The following is a 21,648-nucleotide window of genomic DNA, read 5'->3' as shown; positions in this document are numbered from 1 at the left end:
TCGGATAAGTCAATTCCGCAACATCCCCGCGGGGATCGTCACCAAGGGTCAGTCTTGCACCATCGATACGACGCGCCCCACTGCGCTTTGCACCAAGGGCATATCGGCCTGATGGGCCTCCCGAGGCCACCGGATGAAAAGCATGGCCTCGCCTGCGATCTTATTGACGCTCAGCGTCGCTTCCAGATCTTGAAGGGAGCAGCGCAAAATCTTCTGATCCTTGCGCTGCGCTTTCGCGGCGATTTGCAGGTCGAACTGAACCCCCGGATGCGCTGTCTTTAGGTGATCCACAATCTGTGGCGCGGCCCCCACGGCCATGTAAAGCGCCACGCATGTGCCGGGTCTGATATCCTTGATCGGTTCGGGCACCGCATATCCATCTTGGCGATGGCCGGTCGTCAGCACCACGGTGTCGATCTTGCCCCGATCCGTCAGGCTTTCACCGATGCTCGCGGCCGCGGCGCAGGCCGCGGTGACGCCGGGAATGATCTCGAATGCGATACCGCTGGCTTTCAGCGCATCGACTTCTTCAGTGCTGCGCCCGAACACCCCCGGATCACCACATTTCAGGCGCACGACGCGCTGGCCGCGTTTGGCAGCCATCACAAGGGTCTGTGTGATTTTCTCTTGCGGCCAGCTGTGACAGCCCGGAGCCTTGCCGACGTAAATGCGCTCGGCGTCACGACGGGCCAATTCAAGGATTTCAGGGTCAAGCAACCGGTCATAATAGATCACATCCGCTTCTTGCAGGCGCTGCACGCCGCGCAGGGTGATCAGATCCTTCGCCCCCGGTCCTGCGCCAACAAGGCTGACACTGCCGCCCGCAGCGGTGCCGAAGTCGCCCGTTTCGATGGCCGTCTTGATACGCTTGGCCGCCGCCCGTTCGGCACCGGCGGCAAACATCCAGCGCGGGCTGTCGTTGAAGACCCAACGCCACAGATCGCGACGCGCGCGCGGATCAAGGCGCGCAGACGCTTTCCCCCGCAACCGGCCCACAAGAGCAGCAAGATCCCCCAGCCGCGGCTCTAGCATTTCCTCTACTTTTGTCTTGATCTGGCGGGCCAGCACCGGGGCTGTCCCCTCGGTGCCGATGGCCACGACCACCGGATCACGGTCCACGATCGAAGGCGTGATCGCATCGCAAAGCTGTGGCTGGTCGACGACGTTCACAACCGCCCCGGCCTCTTTGGCCAAAACATGCAGCGCCATGTCCGCACCAGGGCAGCCAGTGGCGATAAAGGCCAGCGCGGTGTCTGAAAAGCTGTTCGGGGTGATTGTACCGTCGTGAAGTGTGACACGGCCCGATGCAGCAAGGTCCGACAGTTCGGCATCGAATGTAGCGGCCCAGATCTCGACCGTCGCCTCGGTTTTCAGGATCAGTCGCACCTTCTGGGCGGCCTGCTCGCCCCCGCCCATGATCACGACGCGGCGACCCGCCATTTGCAGGAACATTGGAAATGTCTTCATGCGGATTGCTCCTTTGACTGGTGTCGCTGGTCCCAAAGGCTGCGCGCCATTTGGTCGGCTTGAGAGAGCGTCGGAGACGCCTTCAGCGTCCACAGCGCAAGTGCCGCAGTGCCGGTCACCGTGGCGATAGCGAAAGGGTCGTCCACGCGCCCTTGCCACAGGCCCTGTAGGTCGATGACATCGCCTGTTTCATGCAAACGCCGGGTGTCATCCAGGATTGGCGCGGCGGTCTGCTGGATATGCGCCCCGTCGCGCAGGCCGAACAGGGCGATGTCCTTGGAGGGATGACGTTCGAATTCGCCGCCGCCCCCTTTGATGATGCTCAGATCCTGCTGGCCCAATAGCTGCGCGGCTTGGGCCTGCAGGCTGCGGTACGACGGGTGGAACACGCCTTGCACCGTCGCCGGGGCCTCGGACGGGTTCCACATCCGCAATACCGTATTGAAACACGATCTGAGGCCGAGCGTATCGCGCAGGTTCAAGATGCTGAAAGCCGCAGGGCTTAGGGTTTCTAGCGGGGTATAGGCCACCTGCGGCCCGGCAAGATCGATCACTTCGCGCACCGATGCATTGGCCGATTGATGCGAATTCCACCCGTGCATCGAAATGCTGTAACCGGCCTGCCCCACCAGCCGCGCAGCAAGCAGGAACAGCGGCACCCCCCGGCTGCGGCCTGCGGCGTAGGACGGCCAGTCCAGATCCGCTTTGGGCAGTTTGCCCACCACATGTGCGCGCAATGCGGCGGTGAAACCGGCAATCTCTTCGGGGGTTTCGCCGCGCAGACGCATGACCATCAACAGCGCGCCGACCGCTTCGGGGGCAGCATCACCGCGTAAGATCAGCGCCATGGCGTCCTGAGCTTCGGCCAAGGTCATAGCGCGGGCCCGCCCCTTGCCGCGCGCGACGATCCGGACATAGGGGGCCAGGCTCATTCTGCGGCCATCCGTTGCAAGGTCTGATCCAGCAAGGCGGCGAGTTCGGGTTTGCACGACCCGCAGTTTGTCCCCGCGCAGGTGGCGTCGCCCAAGGCCGCGACGGTAGAGGCCCCGCCGGCGATAGCCGCCAGCAAGGTGTTGCGCCCCACATCAAAACAGGCACAGACCGTAGCACCCGGGTCCGGCCGGTCAGAGGCATTGCGCCCGGCGAGCGCCGCCAACGCCGATGTGTCCGTCCCGATCAGCGAGATAATCGCACTGCGCGAGACGACCACCGGATTGGGCGATACGAAAAGCAGCCCGGTGATCCGCCCACCTTGGGTTATCGCAATCCGAACGCCACCGGTTGCCACGTCGGATTGGAGCGACAGATCACCCTCCGCCTGCCCCGTCAGAAGACGGGCCTCTGCCTCCCAATCCTCGGGGCTTTTGCTGCCCCCCAGCTCTGCCTGCCAGCCGGTATTGGTGCGGGCCACGGCGGCATAGGTGGTGCGTGGGGCGGGTTCCACGATGCTTGCCAGAAAGCCGTACCATTTCGCCTTGAAAACCTCGGCAGTGACAGCGCTGGCCTTCAAGGCGGGTTGACCTGAAATCGGATCGGTCAGCGGCGTCATGACGCTATTGACCGTGCCCGCGGTGCTGCGCTGACGTGTCCAGTGCATTGGCGCGAACAACGCGCCTTGGGCGACGCGCGGGGTGATCAATGCCCGCATCAAAACACGACCACGGCTGTTTTGCAGCGCGATCAACGCACCGGGGAGTGCGCCCAATGCGGCGGCATCAACTGGGTTCATCTCTACATACGGTTCGGCCAGATGTGCCCCTAGCCGCGCCGATTTGCCCGTGCGCGTCATCGTGTGCCACTGGTCGCGGTTCCGTCCGGTATTGAGCGTAAAGCGTGAATTCAGCGACACAGGCGATGTCACGGCAACCATCTGCGCCTTGCCGTCAGGGTGATAATATTGCCCGTTCGCAAAGAAACGCGCCCCATTGCGCGGCCATTGGGTCGGCACCATTTTCGCGTAATCCGCATCGGCAAAAATGCTCAGATCAAGATCGCGCGGGAAGGCCGAAGCAGCCTGATCAAGCGCTACATATTCGGCAAACACATCCGCGGATGAGCCATAGGAAAAGGCACCCGAAAACCCCATACGCTTGGCCACGTCGCTGATGATCTTCCAGTCGGGCCGCGCATCACCGGGGGCGGGCAGAAAGGCGCGCTGGCGCGAAATGCGCCGTTCGGAATTGGTCACGGTGCCGTCTTTTTCACCCCAACCGGTGGCGGGCAGCAGGACATCTGCCAACGCGTTGGTATCCGTCTTCTCCATGATGTCAGACGTAACAACGAAGGGCACATTTGCAATTGCCGCCGCCACGCCATCGGCATCAGGCAACGACACCGCGGGGTTGGTCGAGATCACCCACAGTGCCTTGATCTGCCCGTCGGCACAGGCCTCGAACAGATCGACAGCCTTCAGTCCCGGTTTGGTGCAAATCGTCGGGCTTTGCCAGAAACTCTGCACCACGCTGCGGTGCGCTTCATCCCCGATCTCTAGGTGGTTTGCCAGCATATTGGCCAGACCGCCCACTTCGCGCCCCCCCATGGCATTGGGCTGGCCGGTCAATGAGAACGGGCCCATCCCCGGATTGCCGATGCGCCCTGTGGCAAGATGGCAATTCAGGATCGCGTTCACCTTATCCGTGCCGCAGACCGATTGGTTGACGCCTTGGGAGTACGCGGTGACGACTTTGGGCGTGTTTGCCCAAAGCGCATAGAAATCGACCAATTCCCGAGCGTTCAACCCGCTGTCCGCCGGATCACTGGCCTGTGCCGCCGCCAGTGCCGCGTCCAGCCCGTTCACATGGTTTTCCGTATAGGCCGTGTCGAGTTTTCCGGTCTCTGCCAGATACGCCAGCAACCCGTTGAACAAGGCAACATCCCCGTCGGGAGCGATTCTCAGATGCACATCCGCCAGATCGGTGGTCGCCGTACGGCGCGGATCGACATTGACGATCCGCATATGGGGGCGCGCCTGCTTTGCGGCGGCAATACGCTGGTGCAGGACCGGATGGCACCACGCCAGATTGGACCCGACAAGCACAACCAGATCGGCTTGCTCCAGATCTTCATAGGTGCCGGGAACGGTATCGGTGCCGAAGGCACGCTTGTGACCCGCGACAGAGGACGCCATGCACAGACGTGAATTCGTGTCGATATTGGCCGCCCCGATGAACCCTTTCATCAGCTTGTTGGCGACATAATAGTCTTCGATCAGCATCTGGCCCGAGGCGTAGAAGGCGACGCTTTCCGGCCCATGCTGCGCGATGGCATCGCTGAACCTCTGCGCCACCATATCGAGCGCCGCATCCCAGTCTGCGCGCACCCCGTTGATCTGCGGATGCAAAAGCCGCCCGTCCAGATCAATGGTTTCCCCCAAGGCAGCGCCTTTGGAGCAGAGCCGCCCGAAGTTGGCCGGATGATCCGGATCCCCCTTGATTGTACCATCGGCGGCCGCCAGCACACCGCAACCTACACCGCAATAAGGGCAAGTGGTGCGCGTGAGGGTCATGCGGCGCTCCGCGCGTGCAGGAACGTCCGGTCCAGCAGGATGCGCCCGCTTTCCACCCGCGCCGGATAAGTCGCGACGCGGCCCGCGTCCGCGCCCTGCGCCTCTCCGGTCTCGAGAGAGAATACCCAGTTGTGCAGCGGGCAGGTCACGGATTTGCCATGCACGATGCCTTCGGCCAGCGGCCCCGCCTTGTGCGGACAGGCATTATCAAGCGCAAAGACCTCATCCTCGGCGGTGCGGAACACCGCGACACAGCCAAGCGTGGTCTTGATCATACGCGCACCGCGCTGTGGCACATCATCAAGTGCTGCGATATCGATCCAGCTGGTCATTCCGCAGCCTCCAGTGACAGGGTTGCAAGGGGTTTGTAGCGCTCGGCCTGCTGGGTCACGTGTTCGGCCCAGGGGTCTTTGCGGTAAATCGTCTGGCTCAGCTCGAAGCGATCAACCAAAGCGTCGCCTTCGGCAGCAACCCGTTCCTTGATCCAGTCCAGACCGACCTTGGCCATCCATTTGTAAATGCGATCAAGGTATTTGGCATTCTCGCGATACAGCTGGGTCACCGCCTTGATCACATTGATCGCCTCTTGCTCGGTCGGCACCTGGATCAGCAATTCGGTTTCCCTGACGTCCATACCGGCCGCCCCGCCGATGCTGATCTGGTATCCGCTGTCGACACAGATGACCCCGATGTCCTTGCAGGTCGCTTCGGCGCAATTGCGCGGGCAGCCCGACACCCCGAGTTTCAGCTTATGCGGCGTCCAGGCCCCCCAGAGCTCTTTCTCAAGCTGGATGCCCAGACCCGTGCTGTCCTGGGTGCCAAAGCGGCAATGATCCGTGCCGACACAGGTTTTGACCGTGCGCAGCCCTTTGGAATAGGCATGTCCCGACACCATGCCGGCCGCGTTCAGATCGGCCCAGATGTCGGGGAGATCCTCGCTTTTTACGCCCAATAGGTCGATCCGCTGCCCGCCGGTGACCTTGACCGTTGGCACCATGTATTTATCCGCCGCATCGGCAATGGCACGCAGTTCGTCCGGCGTGGTGATCCCACCCCACATGCGCGGCACGACGCTGTAGGTGCCGTCCTTCTGGATGTTGGCGTGTTTGCGTTCGTTGATGAAACGCGATTGCGGATCGTCGCGATATTCCAGCGGCCAATCGGCAAGCAGATAGAAGTTCAACGCGGGGCGGCAGACATGGCAGCCGTCGGGCGTCTTCCACCCGCATTCCTGCCAGACCGCCGGCATCGAGGTCAGTCGCTGCGACTTGATCATCCGCCGCACGTCTTCGTGGGTCATGTCGGTGCAGCCGCAGATCGACGCCGCGGCAGGCAAGACGAAATCATCCCCCAGCGTGACCGCCAATACCTGTTCGACCAGCCCGGTGCACGTCCCGCAGGATGCGCTGGCCTTGGTCGTCGCTTTGATCGCGCCCAGATCAGAGACGCCCGCCGCGATGGCGTCTTCGATTTGTCCTTTGCAGATACCGTTGCAGCCACAGATCTCCGCGTCACGCGGTAAGGCTGCAACAGCTGCTAAAGGGTCCAGGGGGGTCCCCCCTTGGTAGGCCGGGCCGAAAATCAGCGTATCGCGCATGTCCGCGATGTCGGTCTTGTCGCGTATCAGGCCAAAGAACCAGTTGCTGTCGGCGGTGTCGCCATACATCACCGCCCCGATAACCACGTTGTTCTTGATCACCAGACGGCGATAGACACCCCGCGCCGGATCGCGAAAGACGATATCCTCGCGCCCCTCACCATCGGCAAAATCGCCCGCACTGAACAGATCGCAGCCCGTCACCTTGAGCTTGGTCGACAGCTCTTTCGGGACAAAGGTCGATGACTGCCCCAGCAGGGTCTGCGCCGCCACCTTTGCCTGATCGTACAGCGGTGCCACCAGACCGAAAAGCGCGCCGTTATGTTCCACACATTCCCCGACAGCCAGCACATCGGCGTCGGAGGTCACCATCTGGTCATCTACATGGATGCCCTTTCCAACGGCCAAGCCTGCGCCCTGCCCGAGTGCCACGTTGGGGCGGATGCCCACGGCCATGACCAGCAAATCGCAGGGCAGTTCCGTCCCGTCATCCAGCAGCAGGGCACGGACCTTTCCGTTCTCGCCCAGGATCTCCTTGGAGTTTGCGGCGCATTTGACGGTGATGCCCTTATCCGTCAGGGCGCGGCGCAGCAGATAGCCTGCGGCCTCGTCCAATTGCCGCTCCATCAAATGCCCCATGATGTGCACAACGGTCACGTCGACGCCGCGGGCCGCCATGCCTGCCGCCGCCTCCAACCCCAGCAGCCCGCCGCCGATCACGACGCATTTACTGCCTTCGCCCAGCCCCATCATCCGTTCGGTGTCTTCCAGATCGCGGTAGGCGATGACGCCTTCCAGATCGTGACCCGGCAAAGGGATCATAAAGGGGTTCGATCCGGTGCCCAGAACCAGCTTGTCATAGGACACCGTGCCGTTCTCGCCCGTTACCGTCTTTGCTGCACGGTCTATTTCCAGCACCTTTTCGCCAAAACGGCAGGTGATGTCATTTTCAGCGTACCATCCAGCATCATGGGTCACGATGTCGGCATAGGTCTTCTCTCCCGACAGGACCGGGGACAGCATGATGCGGTTGTAATTGCCCCGCGCCTCTGCGTTGAAAAGGGTGATGTCATAGGCATCGCGGTCCTGTTCCAGAAGGTGCTCCAGCACCCGACCAGAGGCCATCCCGGCACCGATAACGACAAGTTTCTGTTTCATGGTCTCACTCCGCCGCGATTGCTTTGGGTTTCGGTGTCCCGCCCGAGGCAGGTGATTTCGGCGCATTGCCGTGTTCGTATTCCTCAAGGAAATCGAGCACTTCTTGCCGGTAGCTGTAATAGTCGGGGTGTTCGAGCAGCGCCTTGCGGGTGCGTGGGCGCGGCAGGTTTACGTCGGTGATCTTGCCGATGGTGGCTTGGGGTCCGTTGGTCATCATCACCACGCGGTCGGCCAGCAGGATCGCCTCGTCCACATCATGGGTCACGCAGATCGCCGTCACCTTGGTGCGCGACCAGACTTCCATCAGCACTTCCTGCAATTCCCAGCGGGTCAGACTGTCGAGCATGCCGAAGGGTTCATCCAGAAGCAGCAGTTTGGGCGATAGGGCAAAGGCACGGGCAATGCCGACGCGCTGTTTCATCCCGTTCGACAGGCTGGCGGCATTCTTGTCCATACTGTCTGCCAGCCCGACACGTTCAAGGTAGTATTCCACCACATCCTGACGTTCCGCCTGCGACGCGCGGGGATAGACCTTGTCGACACCAATGGCGACGTTCTCCTTGGCCGAGAGCCACGGGAACAGATTGGGCGACTGGAACACGACGGCGCGTTCGGGGTCTGCACCTTGGACGTTCCACCCGTCCAGACGGATCGCACCTTTCGAGATCGGGTTCAGCCCCGCAGCCATCGTCAGCACAGTGGATTTACCGCAGCCCGAATGCCCGATCAGCGAGATAAATTCGCCCCTGTTGACCTTGAGATCAAAGTTCTCGACCACGGTCAGCGGCCCTTTCGGCGTCGGATACACCTTGTCGAGCTGCGAGAAATTCAGGAATTTTTCCTGGATGGCTCCTTCCTGCGCTTTGGAGACTGCCGCGGGCACTGAATGGATCGGCGTGACATTGGGCAGCATACGCGTTTCTTCGACTTTCGCGGCGATACCGATGTCCATCAGATAGGTCGTGACCTGCCCGCGCAGCGCCTTGAATGCCGCGTCATTGTTCATCGCAATCCGGTCGCGGGGGCGGGGAATGTCGACTTTGAATGCCTCCCCAAGCGTGCCGTCCGGATTAAGGGCGATGATCCGATCCGCCAGAATGATCGCTTCATCCACATCATTGGTGATCAGGACGCAGGTTTTCTTGTCTTCGTCCCAGATCGCCTCGATCTCATCCGCGAGATTGGCGCGGGTCAGAGCGTCGAGCGCCGACAGCGGCTCATCCAGCAGCAGCATTTCGGGGTCCATCGCCAGGGCGCGTGCCACATTGACCCGCTGGCGCATCCCACCGGACAATTCAGCAGGGCGGCGCGTGGCCGCATGGGACAGACCCACCATGTCGACATAGTGATCGACCTTGGCCGCCCGTTCGAGTTTGGAGAGATCAGGGAACATCGTATCGACAGCAAGCCTGACATTGCCCTGCACGGAAAGCCACGGCATCAGAGAATAGTTCTGAAAGATCACACCGCGTTCGCGGCCCGGTTCGGTGATGGGCTTTCCCTTGTAGGTCACGCTGCCCGAGGTCGGCTGCTCAAGCCCCGCCATCAGATTGATCAACGTGGTCTTGCCGGTGCCCGAAAACCCGAGGATGACGACGAATTCACCTTCGGCAACGTCAAGGGAGATGTCCTTGAGAACGGGTTGGGTGCCATAGGTTTTGGTGACATTGTTAAAGTTCAAGATACCCATATCGATCACCGGTTATTCGAGAAGGTGAACATGGACTGGAGCGCATACATCACACGGTCCAGAAGGAAGCCGATGATGCCGATGGTCAGCACCGCGACCATGATCCGCGCCAGACTTTGCGAGCTGCCGTTCTGGAATTCATCCCAGACGAATTTTCCAAGCCCGGGGTTCTGCGCCAGCATTTCCGCCGCGATCAAAACCATCCAGCCCACACCAAGCGACAGCCGCAGCCCGGTAAAGATCAATGGCAGCGCCGAGGGCAGCACCAGTTTGGTGATCTTGGTATAGGTATTCATTTTCAGCACGCGACTGACGCTGACAAGATCCTTGTCGATGCTGGCGACGCCAAGGGATGTATTGATCAGCGTGGGCCAGAGCGAGCAGAGCGTAACAGTGATCGCCGAGATGAGGAACGACTTTGAGAACATACCGTCATTGGTGCTATAGACGGCTGATACGATCATGGTCACGATGGGCAGCCATGCCAGTGGCGAGACCGGTTTGAAGATCTGTATCAGCGGATTCAGCGCCGCATTCGCCGTTACAGACAGGCCCGCAGCGATGCCCAATGGGATCGCAACGATCGACGCAATGAGAAAACCGAAAAGCACCGTTTTGATCGAGGTCCAGATCTGGTCGTAGTAGGTTGGCTTGCCTGTATAGGCGCGATCACGCACACGATCTGCGTTGCCACTTGCGATATGCTTGGCGTTGCGCGCCTCTTGCCGCTCGTAGAAGGCGGCTTCGCGTTCGCCCTCGCGGATGGCATCCTGATGCAACTCGCCGACCTGCTCCCAGACTTGGGCAGGGCCGGGCACAGCCCCGAGCGAGGTTTGAACCTTGGGGGCCAAGCTTGCCCATAGGGTCAGGAAGATCGCAATCGCCAAGAGCGGCACGCCCAGAAGCCGCCAGATCTCGCCCGCCTGCGCGCGCGGATTATCCCCCGCGGCGGCCTTCAGGATCGGTGTCATCCAAGACAGGCCAAAGACGCTGAACCATGCGTCGGCCTTGTTGATCCGGGCAAAGCGCCGCGCGCGGCGGGCTTCGATATCGAGTGTGTTTGTGTCAATCGCGGTCATATCGGCTGTCCAATTGCTGCTTTTGATGAAAGTGGCTCCCTCCCCCCTCCGCTTTGCGGTGTGGCAAAGCGGAGGGGGCGGGGTTTAGCCTTCGACCTTGCTGTCGACGACCGTTTGACCGGACTTCAGACCGATGGGCAGGCTGTCGATATAGGCGTTCGGCGCGCGCCCGTCGTAGCTGATCCCGTCGATGATATCGGCAGCCGGTGTCGGTGATTTGAAGCCGTCGCTATCCCAAGGGAACGCCGCTTCGTCGGCCATACCCTCGTCCACCAGCAGCCTTGCGGCCTGCAGGTAGATGTCCGGGCGATACACGTCTGCGGCAGTCTCGAAATACCATTCATCCGGCTTTGTCTCGTCGATCTGGCCCCAGCGACGCATCTGGGTCAGATACCAGATCGCGTCTGAATAGAACGGATAGGTCGCATTGTAGCGGAAGAAGACGTTGAAGTCGGGGGCGGGGCGCACATCCCCTTTCTCGAACTCGAAAAAGCCGGTCATGGAGTTGGCGATCACATCCGCATCCGCGCCGACATATTCAGAGCGCGACAACATCTCTACCGCTTCCTCGCGGTTGGCGTTGTCGTTGGCATCAAGCCACATTGCCGCGCGGATCAGTGCCTTGGTCAATGCAAGCGTGGTGTTGGGGTTGTCCTCGGCAAATTCGGCGGTAATGCCAAAGACCTTCTCGGGGTTGTTTTTCCACATGTCGTAGTCGGTGATCACCGGCACGCCGATCCCTTTGAAAACCGCCTGCTGGTTCCAAGGTTCCCCCACGGCGTAGCCCGATATCGTCCCCGCTTCCATTGTGGCAGGCATCTGCGGTGGCGGCGTCACGGACAGCAGCACATCCGCATCAATCTGACCGGAAATATCTTGCGCGCTATAATAGCCGGGCTTCAGTCCGCCCGCCGCAAGCCAGTACCGGATCTCGTAGTTGTGGGTCGAAACGGGAAAGACCATGCCCATATTGAACGGCTCGCCGCGGTCCTTGTAGCCTTCGACCACCGGAGCCAAAGCACTGGCGCTGATGGGATGCTGCGGCCGACCATCGTCCATCGTGGGCACGTTCGGCTTCATCTCGTCCCAGATGTCATTGGAAACGGTGATCGCATTGCCGTTCAGGTCCATCGAGAAGGGCGTGATGATATGCGCTTTGGTGCCATAGCCGATTGTTGCCGCCAGCGGTTGGCCCGCCAGCATATGCGCGCCGTCCAATTGGCCGTCGATCACGCCGTCCAACAGCACTTTCCAGTTGGCCTGCGCCTCAAGCCTGACAAAAAGCCCCTCGTCCTCAAAGTATCCCAGCTCGTAGGCCACGGCCAAAGGTGCCATATCGGTCAGCTTGATAAAGCCAAAGGTCAGCTCCTCTTTCTCGAGCGCCAGCATTTCGGCCGACGCCGCGGTCGCCAGCAGACTGGTCGAGGCGAGCAGGAGTGCGAATGTATTTTTCATGGGTCATGTCCTTTCATGGCCCCGAAGGGCAGAAACGAAAAAAGCCGCACGTATGGTTCACGGGGAAGAAATCCGTGCTCCGTACGAGCGGCATTGCTCTGAGTGATGTGCGACCAGCATTGGTCAGCGGTATAGGTCGGACAACGTTGTCCCTTGGTATCAAGGGTGGCTCATAGACGCGGCTTCACGCAACGAATTTTCTGCATTGCGGCAGCTTTTCAGAGGCCCATGCAGAAGCCGCTTAAGAATTCATCGCACAGCTGCGGTGAAATCAAACGTTCTGCCGTCAAAAAAGGCGTCGGGCGAAAGAATCATCTCTCCCCGCGCAGATGCTACAGATGTTGGCAAGGTCATCGCCCCTTCGGTTTTCTCGGAGGATTGGGGCATATCAGCGCCGATATCAGACAGATTCTGGCGGAAAAGATCGGCGCGAAAACAGGTTTTGGCTTTCTCGATTCCCGCGGCGTCGGCGCCTAAGTGATGCGCGATCCACGCCGCCTGGCTGCGCCACGGGAAAGTGGCGGCATGGCTGTGGAACTGCAAAAACCGGTCCACCGTGATCGGAGAGGCCCCCGTTCGGGGGACGATATGCCCGGTCAGCGCCGGATCGATCAAATCGGGCGACATGCTCAGGTGTTCACTGCGGCCCAGAATCTCGACCGAAAGCGGCTTGTTTCCCGGCGCATCAAGCCAGGCCGACGCTTGGTATACCGCCCGCATCAGGCGACGCACGCTGTCCTCGTTCTGCGAGGCCCACTCATGGCGCGCGGCAAGCACCTTCTCCGGCGCGAACTGCCAGACATCGCGGCCCGCCATCATTAGCTTGGCAATATTATTCTGCACGGCCACACCGCCCCAGGGCTCGCCCACCCAAAAGGCGTCGACAAACCCGTCCGAGACTGCATCCGCCATGCGCATCGGCGGCACGGTGACTTCCTCGATCTGCAGGTCGGGCGCTTGCGCGGCCCAATAGGACAGCAGCAGCCGGTGCATGGAATAGTGGAACGGGATACCCACACGCAGCGGTTTGGCACCGCGCGCGCTGAGCCCCGACAGCAATGCAGTCGTGTCCCCAAAGCGCACATCCTCCAATGCGGAAGCAACAGCGTTAGAGACGCCGAACACCGTGCCGTTCACGGACAAGACCATCAGCGCATCTACCCGCGCGGGCAATCCGCCCATCCCGATGGACATGGCCACGGGCATTGGTGACAGCATATGCGCGGCATCCAGATGCCCCAGTGCAAGCATATCGCGCAGCGCAGACCACGAAGGCTGACGCAAAAGATTAAGCGCGAGCCCCTGTTCGGCAGCAAATCCCAGCTCTTTCGCGATGACCAGCGGGGCGCAATCAACCAACGGGACATAGCCACAGTTCAGAACAACCTCGCTCATGACAACAGATCCGCTGCCGTTACCAACGCTTGTGCCACATCGATGACCTTGCGATTCTGGCTCATCGCGGTGGTGCGCAGCAGCTTATAGGCGTCATCCTCGGACATGCCACGTTGGCGCATCAGGATCCCCTTTGCGCGGTCGATCGTCTTGCGATCCTCCAGCGCTTGCTTGGCAGCATTCAGTTCGAAGTGGAATTGACGCATCATTTTGAAGCGCGCGATGGCCGTTTGCAGCACGGGTTTTATCCGGTCCATCTGAAGACCATCCACCACATAGGCGCTGACCCCGGCATTCAGCGCCGCCTGCGTCAGGTTCTCATCGGTCTGATCCACAAACAGCGCGACCGCCCGCTTGGTCGTCTCGGTCGCGTGAGAGATATGTTCAAGCGTATCGCGGTCCGGATTTGTCAGGTCGATAAGAACGATATCCGGTGAAAATTCCCTCACCGTCTGGTTCAGCTCCGACATCTGCAGCAAAGCCTTGACGTCAGACCAACCCGCTTCGCGCAGTGCATCCACGATGTCACGCACGCGGTCGGGGTTTGGCTCTACAACCAGGATACGCAGATCTGCATTCATGCATTTTGATCCACGATCATCGGTGCAACTTCAATCTGACACCCCTCGTGCGCCAGCGGCTTACGACATGCTTAGCCCAAACAGTGAGCAGAAAAGACGCATGTGCCAATCTGTTGTGCAGAATAAAACAGTCGCTCGATCACAGCGGTGCCAGCCATGCAGGTTTACACCAGAGCTACGGGCAGCCCCCGCAAGAACACCCGCGTTCCGGAACGTGGTACCGCCGCGACATCCGGCTGTGGGGCCGTCAATGATCCTGTGGCAGCAGCGACAGCCCTAATCGCTTGGCCGCATTCAGCGCGGCCTCATGATGCAGGGGCCACGCTTGCGTCAGCCCTTCGATGATCAACAACAGCGCGGTATCGGCCCCCTTCAACGCTGATGGCATGGAGGTCCGGTTTCGCGCAGACCGTGAGAACGTCTCGCATTCTGCCATCACTAAATGCGCAATCGCTGCAAGGCGTGTCGAATACGTCCTGCTGGCCAATGCAGCTAAGCCGCCCCCTTACCTCCACGCGTTCGGCTTCCCCGCAAATAGGTCACGTTCTCAGGCAGGAATGGTGACCCCGGCAGGATTCGAACCTGCAACCTGCCCCTTAGGAGGGGGCGGGATTATTCCAATTTATTGATTAATATTGGTTAGTTAAGAGCTAACTTTGGCATGGCTGCACGGATTTTGCACGTTTCGACAATGCAGCCAATGAGCAGCTAATAAGCTAAGGAGCGCTTATATCACCTTCGGCCCTTCAATAACGCGACGAGAGAGTCAACATATCGACCTTCGACCTCTCGTACTCCTCTGGCCTTTTCAAGTTCAACTGTGGTCTGCCCCTTGTCTATGATCATATTTCTTTCAGTGGTTGCGAGCTCGTGAATTACTTTCGGCAAATCGTCTCTACTTTCGCTTAACGCTAAGTTTGCCGCGATGAGCTTCATTTCAACATTGGTTATCTCATTTTGAGTTAGGCGCACTTCGTCCAATGCTCCACGGAAAAGCTTCAGAAAGAAAAAACCGATGATTTCTACGATCAATACCAACGATAGTCTGGGGGCAAAGACCTTTAGGAACTCTGCCCAGTATAAGCTCCCTGAGACAGCTTCAGGGGTGGAAAACTCAACGTTTGCCAACGTCCACCATAAGATTAACAAGCCACCTACACAAAAAATTACGCCAGTGACGAGTGCTAGGTTCGCCCGTGAGCCGAGCACAACGATTTGATCAGACAGTCGGGCTAATGAGGCATTCTCCAACTCCAGAATGCGGGACTGCCAAAGCTTCTCTTTCACCCGCTCTCGCACATCGTCCGCTAATTTCTCAGTAACGGCAACGATAGCCTGCGATCGAATGGCTTCCCATTCTCCCTCACCCACCTTAACTTCGGCCGGGTAAGAAAGCTTATTCTCCATCTTGGCGAGCCGATCATCAATCTTTCTTCTAAATTCGTCTCCATTTCTGAAAGGGTTATCCGAACCAGCAGTCACACTGAACTTGGACAAACGAGCCGCGTTAGCACCCAAGTGAAAAGACTTTTCTTGCTTTACTACTACACCCGCCAATCGAAAAAGTGACTTGCGAACACTTGGGTTCAGCATCACTAGCATGGCAAATGTGATGTAGGTTGACACAAATATACCGGCAGTGACTGCAGAAGTACTTATGTCAAGTAGATCGCTCAAGCCAACTACAGCTTCTAGAAAAGCGCTTGAAACTGGCCCTGCAAGCCAAATGATGGCGAATACAGCGACCCATACCCCGGATACCGCAAAGGCTGCCGAAACAACCCTAGACGCACTGATCCGAGACCGAAGGTCACCGTCGCTCTTCGCATCCTCTTCGTTCTCATTCTGTTCAGACAATGCACTGCTCCAATATCACTTGCTTGGTAAATTAACTTACGCTTCTCGCTTTACATAAAGCAGTAGGTCCGCCGACCTCAAGACAAACGCTCCTTGACAAAAAATTGCAGGAAATCCGATCTGCGTCATGCTGCTAAATTGAGTTGGATACCGCGCTCATTCCCAACCCGCGTGGCTTCCGCTTTCTCGCGCCTACTTGAGGGTGAACAATGCCAGAACCAACTGCACGGATTTTGCACGGAAATTTCGTGCAATTTGCAGGGTTTCACACGCAAATGCAGTAAAACACAGCAAAAGGTGAGAATCACCTCACACAGAAAATCATAATAATTGTATTGAAATTCATATAGTTACTGGTGACCCCGGCAGGATTCGAACCTGCAACCTGCCCCTTAGGAGGGGGCTGCTCTATCCAGTTGAGCCACGGGGCCACGGGTTTGGCTTAGCGCAAAACGGGGTGGTGATCCAGCCACACTGCACGGTGGTATGGCAGCGCTGTGGTGGGGGGCTTGATATGGTGATTGCCTGCGCCCGACCGACGCACTACGCTGTTGATAGAATACCACTTTCAAGCAGGACAAGCGCCTTTGACACAGCCTCCGAAACGCCCGTTGACCCTTCGTGATGTATCCGATGCCTGCGGGGTGTCGGAAATGACGGTCAGCCGGGTTCTGCGAAAACGCGGCGACGTGTCCGAAGCGACGCGCCGGCGGGTGCTGGCTGCGGCGAAAGAGCTGGGGTATGTGCCCAACCAGATTGCCGGATCGCTAGCGTCCCAACGGGTGAACCTTGTCGCGGTGATTATCCCGTCGCTGTCGAACATGGTCTTTCCCGAGGTGCTGAACGGCGTCAATCAGGTGCTTGAAGACACGCCGCTGCAGCCGGTCGTGGGCGTCACCGACTATATGCCCGAAAAAGAAGAACGTGTTCTCTATGAAATGCTGTCGTGGCGGCCCTCGGGCGTGATCATCGCGGGGCTGGAACATAGTGATGCGACGCGTGCCATGCTCAAGAACGCGGGCATCCCCGTGGTCGAGATCATGGATGTTGACGGGCGTCCGATTGATGCGATGGTCGGCATCTCGCACCGCCGTGCGGGGCAGGAAATGGCCAAGGCGATCCTCAAGGAAGGCTATGAACACATCGGTTTCATGGGCACCAAGATGCCGCTTGACCACCGCGCCCGCAAACGGTTCGAAGGGTTTACCGAAGGGCTCGCCAAAGCCGGGATAGAGATCGAGGACCGCGCGTTCTACTCTGGCGGCTCTGCGCTGGCCAAGGGGCGCGAGATGACGCAAGACATGCTTGAGCGGTCGCCCGAGCTGGATTTCCTGTATTATTCAAACGACATGATCGGTGCCGGCGGATTGCTGTATCTGATCGATCAGGGCATCGATATTCCGGGCCAGATCGGCCTTGCCGGTTTCAACAACGTCGAGCTGCTACAGGGCTTGCCCCGTCAGCTTGCCACGATGGACGCCTGTCGGCTCGAGATCGGACAGGCCGCGGCGCGTATCATTCTGAACGATACACTGGATGAACCGGACCCCGACCTGCAAACGCAGATTACCCTGACACCGACCCTGTCGCTGGGGGACACGCTGCGCCGCAACCGCAAGGTATGACCCTGCCGCTGATCGGCAACCGCGACGCCCGTCGCATCTTTCTGCATCGCCATCTGCTAAGCGATGCGCCCCAGGGGCCCGCCAGCGGGAACGACCTGTTGCAGCTGATCCAGGGCCTGGGCTTTGTGCAGTTGGACAGCATCAATACCGTGGCGCGGGCGCATGACCTGATCCTGTTCTCGCGCCGCCAACGCTATCGCCCGCAAGCGTTGAAGACATTGTATGAACGCGATGGGGCGCTGTTTGAGCACTGGACCCATGACGCCGCGGTGATCCCGATGGGATACTACCCCCATTGGGAATTGCGCCGCCAGCGGGACGCGCAGATGCTGCGCCAGCGGTACAAGAACTGGCACCAACATGATTTCGAGGGGCGGTTCCAGACCGTGCTCGACCAGATCCGCGCACAGGGGCCGGTGTCGTCGTCTGATGTCGGGCAGGATGAACCGCGATCAAATGGCGGGTGGTGGGATTGGCATCCCTCCAAAACCGCGCTGGAATATCTGTGGCGCGCCGGTGCGCTTTGCGTCGTGGGGCGGGACGGCTTCCAGAAACGCTATGACCTGACAGAGCGGGTGATTGACGCGGCGCTATGCGACCCGTCGCAGGCACCGGATGAGGCGCAGACCATTGATTGGTGCTGCAACGGCGCGCTGGATCGTCTGGGCTTTGCCACACCGGGGGAGCTGGCGGCATTCTGGGCGCATATCTCTCCGGCAGAGGCGAAGGCATGGGTCCAGCGTGAACAGGCCGCCGGACGTGTCGAGCAGGTGCAGATCGCGGGCGCCGACGGCACAGTCCATCGCAGCTTTGCCCGTCCCGGTCTGGCAAGCGACCCCGCGAGAGACATGGCTCCGACCGCACGGCTACGCGTGCTCAGCCCCTTTGACCCGGCCTTGCGCGATCGCAAACGCGCCGAACGTCTGTTCGGCTTCCGCTACCGGATAGAGATGTTCGTGCCCGCGCCCAAACGGGTGTATGGCTATTATGTTTTTCCGATCCTGCAGGGCGACAGCATCATCGCGCGGGTGGATATGAAAGCGCATCGTGACCGCGATACGCTGGTGGTACGCGCCCTTTGGCCAGAACCGGGCAGCCGGTGGGGCAAAGGCAAACAAGCCGCCTTCGAGGCAGAGCTGGCCCGCATCATCCGTCTGGCAGGCGTCAGTCAGATCGCTTTCGAAGACGGCTGGCTTCGCTAACCCACCCCGTTTCGATGAACGAATTGGCGGTACATGCCTGCGCAGGCAACAACGATGACAATTTGTAAACATTTTGTTGACGTATTGCTTTTCCCTGCCAAAGTGAGCGGAAAGGAATCAAGAACCATGTCGAACCGTCTTTGCTTTCATCCCAAGGGTCGCCCATGACGCGCCATGTGGTCGTCGTGGGGGCGGGTATTGTCGGTGTGTCATCGGCGATCTGGCTGCAACGCGCAGGCGCGCAGGTCACGATCATTGACCGCGCGGCACCGGGGACAGGCACGTCGCATGGAAACGCGGGCGTGCTGGCGGCCTGCGCCGTGGCACCCGTCACCGCCCCCGGCCTGATCGCCAAAGCCCCCGCGATGCTGCTGAACCCGGATGTGCCGCTTTACCTGCGCCTGCCCTATCTGCCGCGTCTGCTGCCTTGGCTGGCAAAGTATCTGCGGGTCGCGAACGACCGCGACACCCGCCGGATTGCGCAGGGGCTCGCGCCTATTGTCAGCGACAGTGTGGACCAACACAAAAGCCTGACCGCTGATTTGGGCCTGTCCGACTGGGTGCGGGACAGCGATTATGTTTTCGCCTACCGAAACCGCGCCGCGTTTGACGTCGAAGCCTACACCTGGGCGCTGCGGGCCGAGGCGGGGTTCGCGCCAGAGCTGATCGAGGGGCCGCAGATACACGAGTATGAACCGACGCTCGGGCCGGACATTCACCTGCTTGCCACCATGAAGAACCACGGCTTTATCCGCGACCCCGGCGGCTATGTCGGCGCGCTGGCGCGGGCGTTCGAACAGGGCGGCGGCAAGATCCTGCAGGCCGAGGTCAAGGATTTCGACCTGTCCGGCGGCGCGATTTCCGGGGTCGAGACGACCCAAGGCCGCGTGGCCTGTGACGATATCGTGCTGGCCACCGGCGTCTGGTCGAAACCGCTGATGGCCAAGCTGGGGCTGAACGTCCCGCTGGAAAGCGAACGCGGCTATCATGTGATATTCGAGGGGGCGACGGGCGGCCCCGCGCGCCCCGTGATGATCGCCAGCGGGAAATTCGTTGCCACCCCCATGGCGCAGGGCCTACGCTGCGCGGGTATTCTGGAATTCGGCGGGCTTGACGCAGCCCCGTCCAAGGCACCGCTGGCGCTGCTGCGGCGACAGGCCAAGGCGGCCTTTCCACAGCTTGAGGCCACGCGCGAAATCGAATGGCTGGGGCACCGACCTGCCCCCAGCGACAGCCTGCCCCTGATCGGACAGGTTGGCACAAGCCGGGTCTTTACCGCCTTCGGGCATCACCACATCGGGTTGACAGGCGGGCCCAAAACAGGCCGCCTCGTCGCAGGATTGGTTATCGGGCAACCCGTCAACACCGACCTGCAGCCCTATGCACCACAACGGTTTAGCAGGGGCTAACCCCGCAAACCAAAGACATACCAACAAGGAGAGAACCACATGAAACGGACCACCACATTGATGACAGGCGTCGCGACCGCCGCCCTGACGGTCACCACCGCCCTGCCCGCTTTCGCGGCTGAGAAATGGGACATGCCGATGGCCTATTCGGCGTCGAACTTCCATTCCGAGAACGGCGTTGAATTTGCCAACTGCGTGACCGAAGGCACCGCGGGCGAGATCGAGATCACCGTGCACCCCGGCGGGTCGCTGATCGCGGGTGCCGATATCAAACGCGCGATCCAGACCGGTCAGGTCCAGCTGGGCGAACGCATCCTGTCGGGGCACCAGAATGAAAACGCGATCTTCGGCTTTGATTCCATCCCCTTCCTCGCGCCGTCCTTCGAGGCGTCCGACAAGCTGTGGAAAGCCGCGAAACCCAAGATCGAAGAGCTGTTGGCAGAGCAGAACCTGACGCTGCTTTATAACGTGCCATGGCCGCCACAGGGTCTGTACTTCAAGAAAGAGGTCAACACGATCGAGGACATGAAGGGCGTCAAGTTCCGGTCCTACAACAACGCCACCAGCCGTCTGGCAGAGCTGACAGGCATGCTGCCCGTCACCATCGAAGCCGCCGAGCTGAGCCAGGCTTTTGCCACCGGCGTTGCGGAATCGATGATCTCGTCCGGTGCGACCGGCTATGACCAGAAAGTCTGGGAAAGCCTGACCCATTTCTACGAGGTCGACGCTTGGCTGCCGCGCAACTACATCATGATCAACAATGACGTGTGGAACGATGTCTCGGAAGAGAACAAGGCGATCATCACCACCTGTGCCAGCGATGCGGAAACGCGCGGGCTGCAAGCCTCCAAGGATTATACGCAGTTCACCTATGACGGGCTGCGCGAAGGCGGCATGACCGTGGAACCCGCCAGCGAAGAGCTGATGTCCGGCCTGCGCGACATTGGCGGCACCATGACCTCCGAATGGCTGGAGAATGCGGGCGAGGACGGTCAGGCGATCGTCGATAGCTACAAATCCATGCAGTAAATCAACGAACGGCGGCACCCCCACAGGTGCCGCCGTTTGACCTTCGATCCGCCAATCCGGAGACCTTTCCCATGAACATCCTGCGACGCCTGCTTGATTTCATCTATTTCGCATCCGGCGCCCTGGCTGCCGTCAGTCTTGTCGCGATCCTGCTGCTGATCGTGGTGCAGATGGTTGCCCGCTGGACCGGCGAGGTTTTCCCCGGTGCGGCAAGCTATGCCGGCTATGCGATGGCCGCCGCCAGCTTCCTCGCTTTCGCCAACGCACTGAACCGTGGCGCGCATATCCGCGTATCTGTGCTGCTGAACGCCCTGCCCGCAGGCCCGAAACGGCTGCTTGAAATATGGTGTTTCGGCCTTGCCGCGGCGATTGCGTGGTATTTCACCTACTACGCCTATTGGTTCGTCTACTGGTCGTGGAAATTCAACGAAGTCAGCCAGTCGCAAGACGCCACGTCCTTGTGGATTCCGCAGTCGGTGATGGTTGTGGGCGGCGGCATCCTTGCCATCGCGCTGACCGATAACCTGCTCTATCTGATCGTAAAAGGCGAACACCGTCTCACCCGCGATCTTGTCGATCAAAGTTTTGGGGAGTGACGC

General features: G+C 60.0%; 17 protein-coding genes and 1 tRNA gene. 5 read left to right on the top strand and 13 right to left on the bottom strand.

Features of this window, described 5'->3' with window-relative positions:
• Window positions 1-48 precede the first annotated feature (48 nt).
• From cysG to EE36_RS07595, 13 genes are all read right to left on the bottom strand, one after another.
• On the bottom strand, window positions 49-1,467 hold the full coding sequence (gene cysG / locus EE36_RS07650; RefSeq protein WP_005851000.1) for a siroheme synthase CysG: 1,419 nt from the start codon (window positions 1,465-1,467) through the stop codon (window positions 49-51).
• A complete protein-coding gene (locus EE36_RS07645; RefSeq protein ID WP_005850998.1) occupies window positions 1,464-2,399 on the bottom strand; it encodes a glycosyl transferase family protein in 936 nt (311 codons plus the stop codon). Before EE36_RS07645 ends, cysG begins: the two co-directional genes overlap by 4 nt.
• Entirely contained in the window at window positions 2,396-4,972 is a 2,577-nt protein-coding gene (locus EE36_RS07640) for a nitrate reductase (RefSeq protein ID WP_083776454.1), read from the bottom strand. The genes EE36_RS07645 and EE36_RS07640 overlap by 4 nt, the downstream gene beginning before the upstream one ends.
• Entirely contained in the window at window positions 4,969-5,304 is a 336-nt protein-coding gene (gene nirD, locus EE36_RS07635) for a nitrite reductase small subunit NirD (RefSeq protein WP_005850994.1), read from the bottom strand. The genes EE36_RS07640 and nirD overlap by 4 nt, the downstream gene beginning before the upstream one ends.
• Complete coding sequence (gene nirB, locus EE36_RS07630) at window positions 5,301-7,727, bottom strand: nitrite reductase large subunit NirB (RefSeq protein WP_005850992.1); 2,427 nt, start codon at window positions 7,725-7,727, stop codon at window positions 5,301-5,303. Before nirB ends, nirD begins: the two co-directional genes overlap by 4 nt.
• A 4-nt stretch (window positions 7,728-7,731) precedes the next feature.
• Window positions 7,732-9,417: an ABC transporter ATP-binding protein gene (locus EE36_RS07625; RefSeq protein WP_198005483.1), complete on the bottom strand. Its 1,686-nt coding sequence runs from the start codon at window positions 9,415-9,417 to the stop codon at window positions 7,732-7,734.
• Window positions 9,418-9,422: 5 nt separating this feature from the next.
• Window positions 9,423-10,496 carry an ABC transporter permease gene (locus EE36_RS07620; RefSeq protein ID WP_005850988.1) on the bottom strand — a complete coding sequence of 358 codons (1,074 nt, stop codon included), beginning with the start codon at window positions 10,494-10,496 and terminating at the stop codon, window positions 9,423-9,425.
• Between the two features lie 84 nt (window positions 10,497-10,580).
• On the bottom strand, window positions 10,581-11,951 hold the full coding sequence (locus tag EE36_RS07615; RefSeq protein WP_005850986.1) for a CmpA/NrtA family ABC transporter substrate-binding protein: 1,371 nt from the start codon (window positions 11,949-11,951) through the stop codon (window positions 10,581-10,583).
• Window positions 11,952-12,200: 249 nt separating this feature from the next.
• The gene (locus tag EE36_RS07610) at window positions 12,201-13,346 is read right to left on the bottom strand and encodes an ABC transporter substrate-binding protein (RefSeq protein ID WP_005850984.1); all 1,146 of its coding nucleotides are present in this window, start codon (window positions 13,344-13,346) and stop codon (window positions 12,201-12,203) included.
• Window positions 13,343-13,927 carry an ANTAR domain-containing response regulator gene (locus tag EE36_RS07605; protein WP_005850982.1) on the bottom strand — a complete coding sequence of 195 codons (585 nt, stop codon included), beginning with the start codon at window positions 13,925-13,927 and terminating at the stop codon, window positions 13,343-13,345. Before EE36_RS07605 ends, EE36_RS07610 begins: the two co-directional genes overlap by 4 nt.
• A 247-nt stretch (window positions 13,928-14,174) precedes the next feature.
• Window positions 14,175-14,315, bottom strand: a complete 141-nt coding sequence (locus EE36_RS17315) for a hypothetical protein (RefSeq protein WP_005850980.1) — start codon at window positions 14,313-14,315, stop codon at window positions 14,175-14,177.
• Between the two features lie 344 nt (window positions 14,316-14,659).
• Window positions 14,660-15,784: a hypothetical protein gene (locus tag EE36_RS07600; protein WP_005850978.1), complete on the bottom strand. Its 1,125-nt coding sequence runs from the start codon at window positions 15,782-15,784 to the stop codon at window positions 14,660-14,662.
• Between the two features lie 354 nt (window positions 15,785-16,138).
• A tRNA-Arg gene (locus EE36_RS07595) sits at window positions 16,139-16,215 on the bottom strand.
• Between the two features lie 156 nt (window positions 16,216-16,371).
• On the opposite strand from EE36_RS07595, the gene EE36_RS07590 reads away from it, so the two are divergent.
• The 5 genes from EE36_RS07590 to EE36_RS07570 all read left to right on the top strand — a co-directional run bounded on the left by EE36_RS07590 (window position 16,372) and on the right by EE36_RS07570 (window position 21,645).
• Window positions 16,372-17,409, top strand: a complete 1,038-nt coding sequence (locus tag EE36_RS07590; protein ID WP_037942958.1) for a LacI family DNA-binding transcriptional regulator — start codon at window positions 16,372-16,374, stop codon at window positions 17,407-17,409.
• Window positions 17,406-18,611, top strand: a complete 1,206-nt coding sequence (locus EE36_RS07585) for a winged helix-turn-helix domain-containing protein (protein ID WP_005850976.1) — start codon at window positions 17,406-17,408, stop codon at window positions 18,609-18,611. Before EE36_RS07590 ends, EE36_RS07585 begins: the two co-directional genes overlap by 4 nt.
• Window positions 18,612-18,751: 140 nt before the next feature.
• On the top strand, window positions 18,752-20,020 hold the full coding sequence (locus EE36_RS07580) for an NAD(P)/FAD-dependent oxidoreductase (RefSeq protein ID WP_367577024.1): 1,269 nt from the start codon (window positions 18,752-18,754) through the stop codon (window positions 20,018-20,020).
• A gap of 39 nt (window positions 20,021-20,059) precedes the next feature.
• A complete protein-coding gene (locus EE36_RS07575) occupies window positions 20,060-21,049 on the top strand; it encodes a TRAP transporter substrate-binding protein (RefSeq protein WP_005850974.1) in 990 nt (329 codons plus the stop codon).
• 71 nt (window positions 21,050-21,120) lie between these two features.
• Window positions 21,121-21,645, top strand: a complete 525-nt coding sequence (locus EE36_RS07570; RefSeq protein WP_005850973.1) for a TRAP transporter small permease — start codon at window positions 21,121-21,123, stop codon at window positions 21,643-21,645.
• Window positions 21,646-21,648: the final 3 nt, after the last annotated feature.

The sequence above is a fragment of the Sulfitobacter sp. EE-36 genome, from assembly GCF_000152605.1.
Lineage (GTDB): Bacteria > Pseudomonadota > Alphaproteobacteria > Rhodobacterales > Rhodobacteraceae > Sulfitobacter > Sulfitobacter pontiacus.
The sequence above is the reverse complement of the archived record's forward strand: the minus strand, read 5'-3'. Positions and strand labels throughout refer to the sequence as shown.

What these genes read in the sequence shown, in the direction of transcription:
- EE36_RS07585 (WP_005850976.1), top strand. Translation starts at nt 17,406, where the DNA reads ATGACCCTGCCGCTGATCGGCAACCGCGACGCCCGTCGCATCTTTCTG.
- nirD (WP_005850994.1), bottom strand. Translation starts at nt 5,304, where the DNA reads ATGACCAGCTGGATCGATATCGCAGCACTTGATGATGTGCCACAGCGC.
- EE36_RS07570 (WP_005850973.1), top strand. Translation starts at nt 21,121, where the DNA reads ATGAACATCCTGCGACGCCTGCTTGATTTCATCTATTTCGCATCCGGC.
- EE36_RS07625 (WP_198005483.1), bottom strand. Translation starts at nt 9,417, where the DNA reads ATGGGTATCTTGAACTTTAACAATGTCACCAAAACCTATGGCACCCAA.
- cysG (WP_005851000.1), bottom strand. Translation starts at nt 1,467, where the DNA reads ATGAAGACATTTCCAATGTTCCTGCAAATGGCGGGTCGCCGCGTCGTG.
- nirB (WP_005850992.1), bottom strand. Translation starts at nt 7,727, where the DNA reads ATGAAACAGAAACTTGTCGTTATCGGTGCCGGGATGGCCTCTGGTCGG.
- EE36_RS07620 (WP_005850988.1), bottom strand. Translation starts at nt 10,496, where the DNA reads ATGACCGCGATTGACACAAACACACTCGATATCGAAGCCCGCCGCGCG.
- EE36_RS07615 (WP_005850986.1), bottom strand. Translation starts at nt 11,951, where the DNA reads ATGAAAAATACATTCGCACTCCTGCTCGCCTCGACCAGTCTGCTGGCG.
- EE36_RS07640 (WP_083776454.1), bottom strand. Translation starts at nt 4,972, where the DNA reads ATGACCCTCACGCGCACCACTTGCCCTTATTGCGGTGTAGGTTGCGGT.
- EE36_RS17315 (WP_005850980.1), bottom strand. Translation starts at nt 14,315, where the DNA reads ATGCCATCAGCGTTGAAGGGGGCCGATACCGCGCTGTTGTTGATCATC.
- EE36_RS07610 (WP_005850984.1), bottom strand. Translation starts at nt 13,346, where the DNA reads ATGAGCGAGGTTGTTCTGAACTGTGGCTATGTCCCGTTGGTTGATTGC.
- EE36_RS07575 (WP_005850974.1), top strand. Translation starts at nt 20,060, where the DNA reads ATGAAACGGACCACCACATTGATGACAGGCGTCGCGACCGCCGCCCTG.
- EE36_RS07605 (WP_005850982.1), bottom strand. Translation starts at nt 13,927, where the DNA reads ATGAATGCAGATCTGCGTATCCTGGTTGTAGAGCCAAACCCCGACCGC.
- EE36_RS07645 (WP_005850998.1), bottom strand. Translation starts at nt 2,399, where the DNA reads ATGAGCCTGGCCCCCTATGTCCGGATCGTCGCGCGCGGCAAGGGGCGG.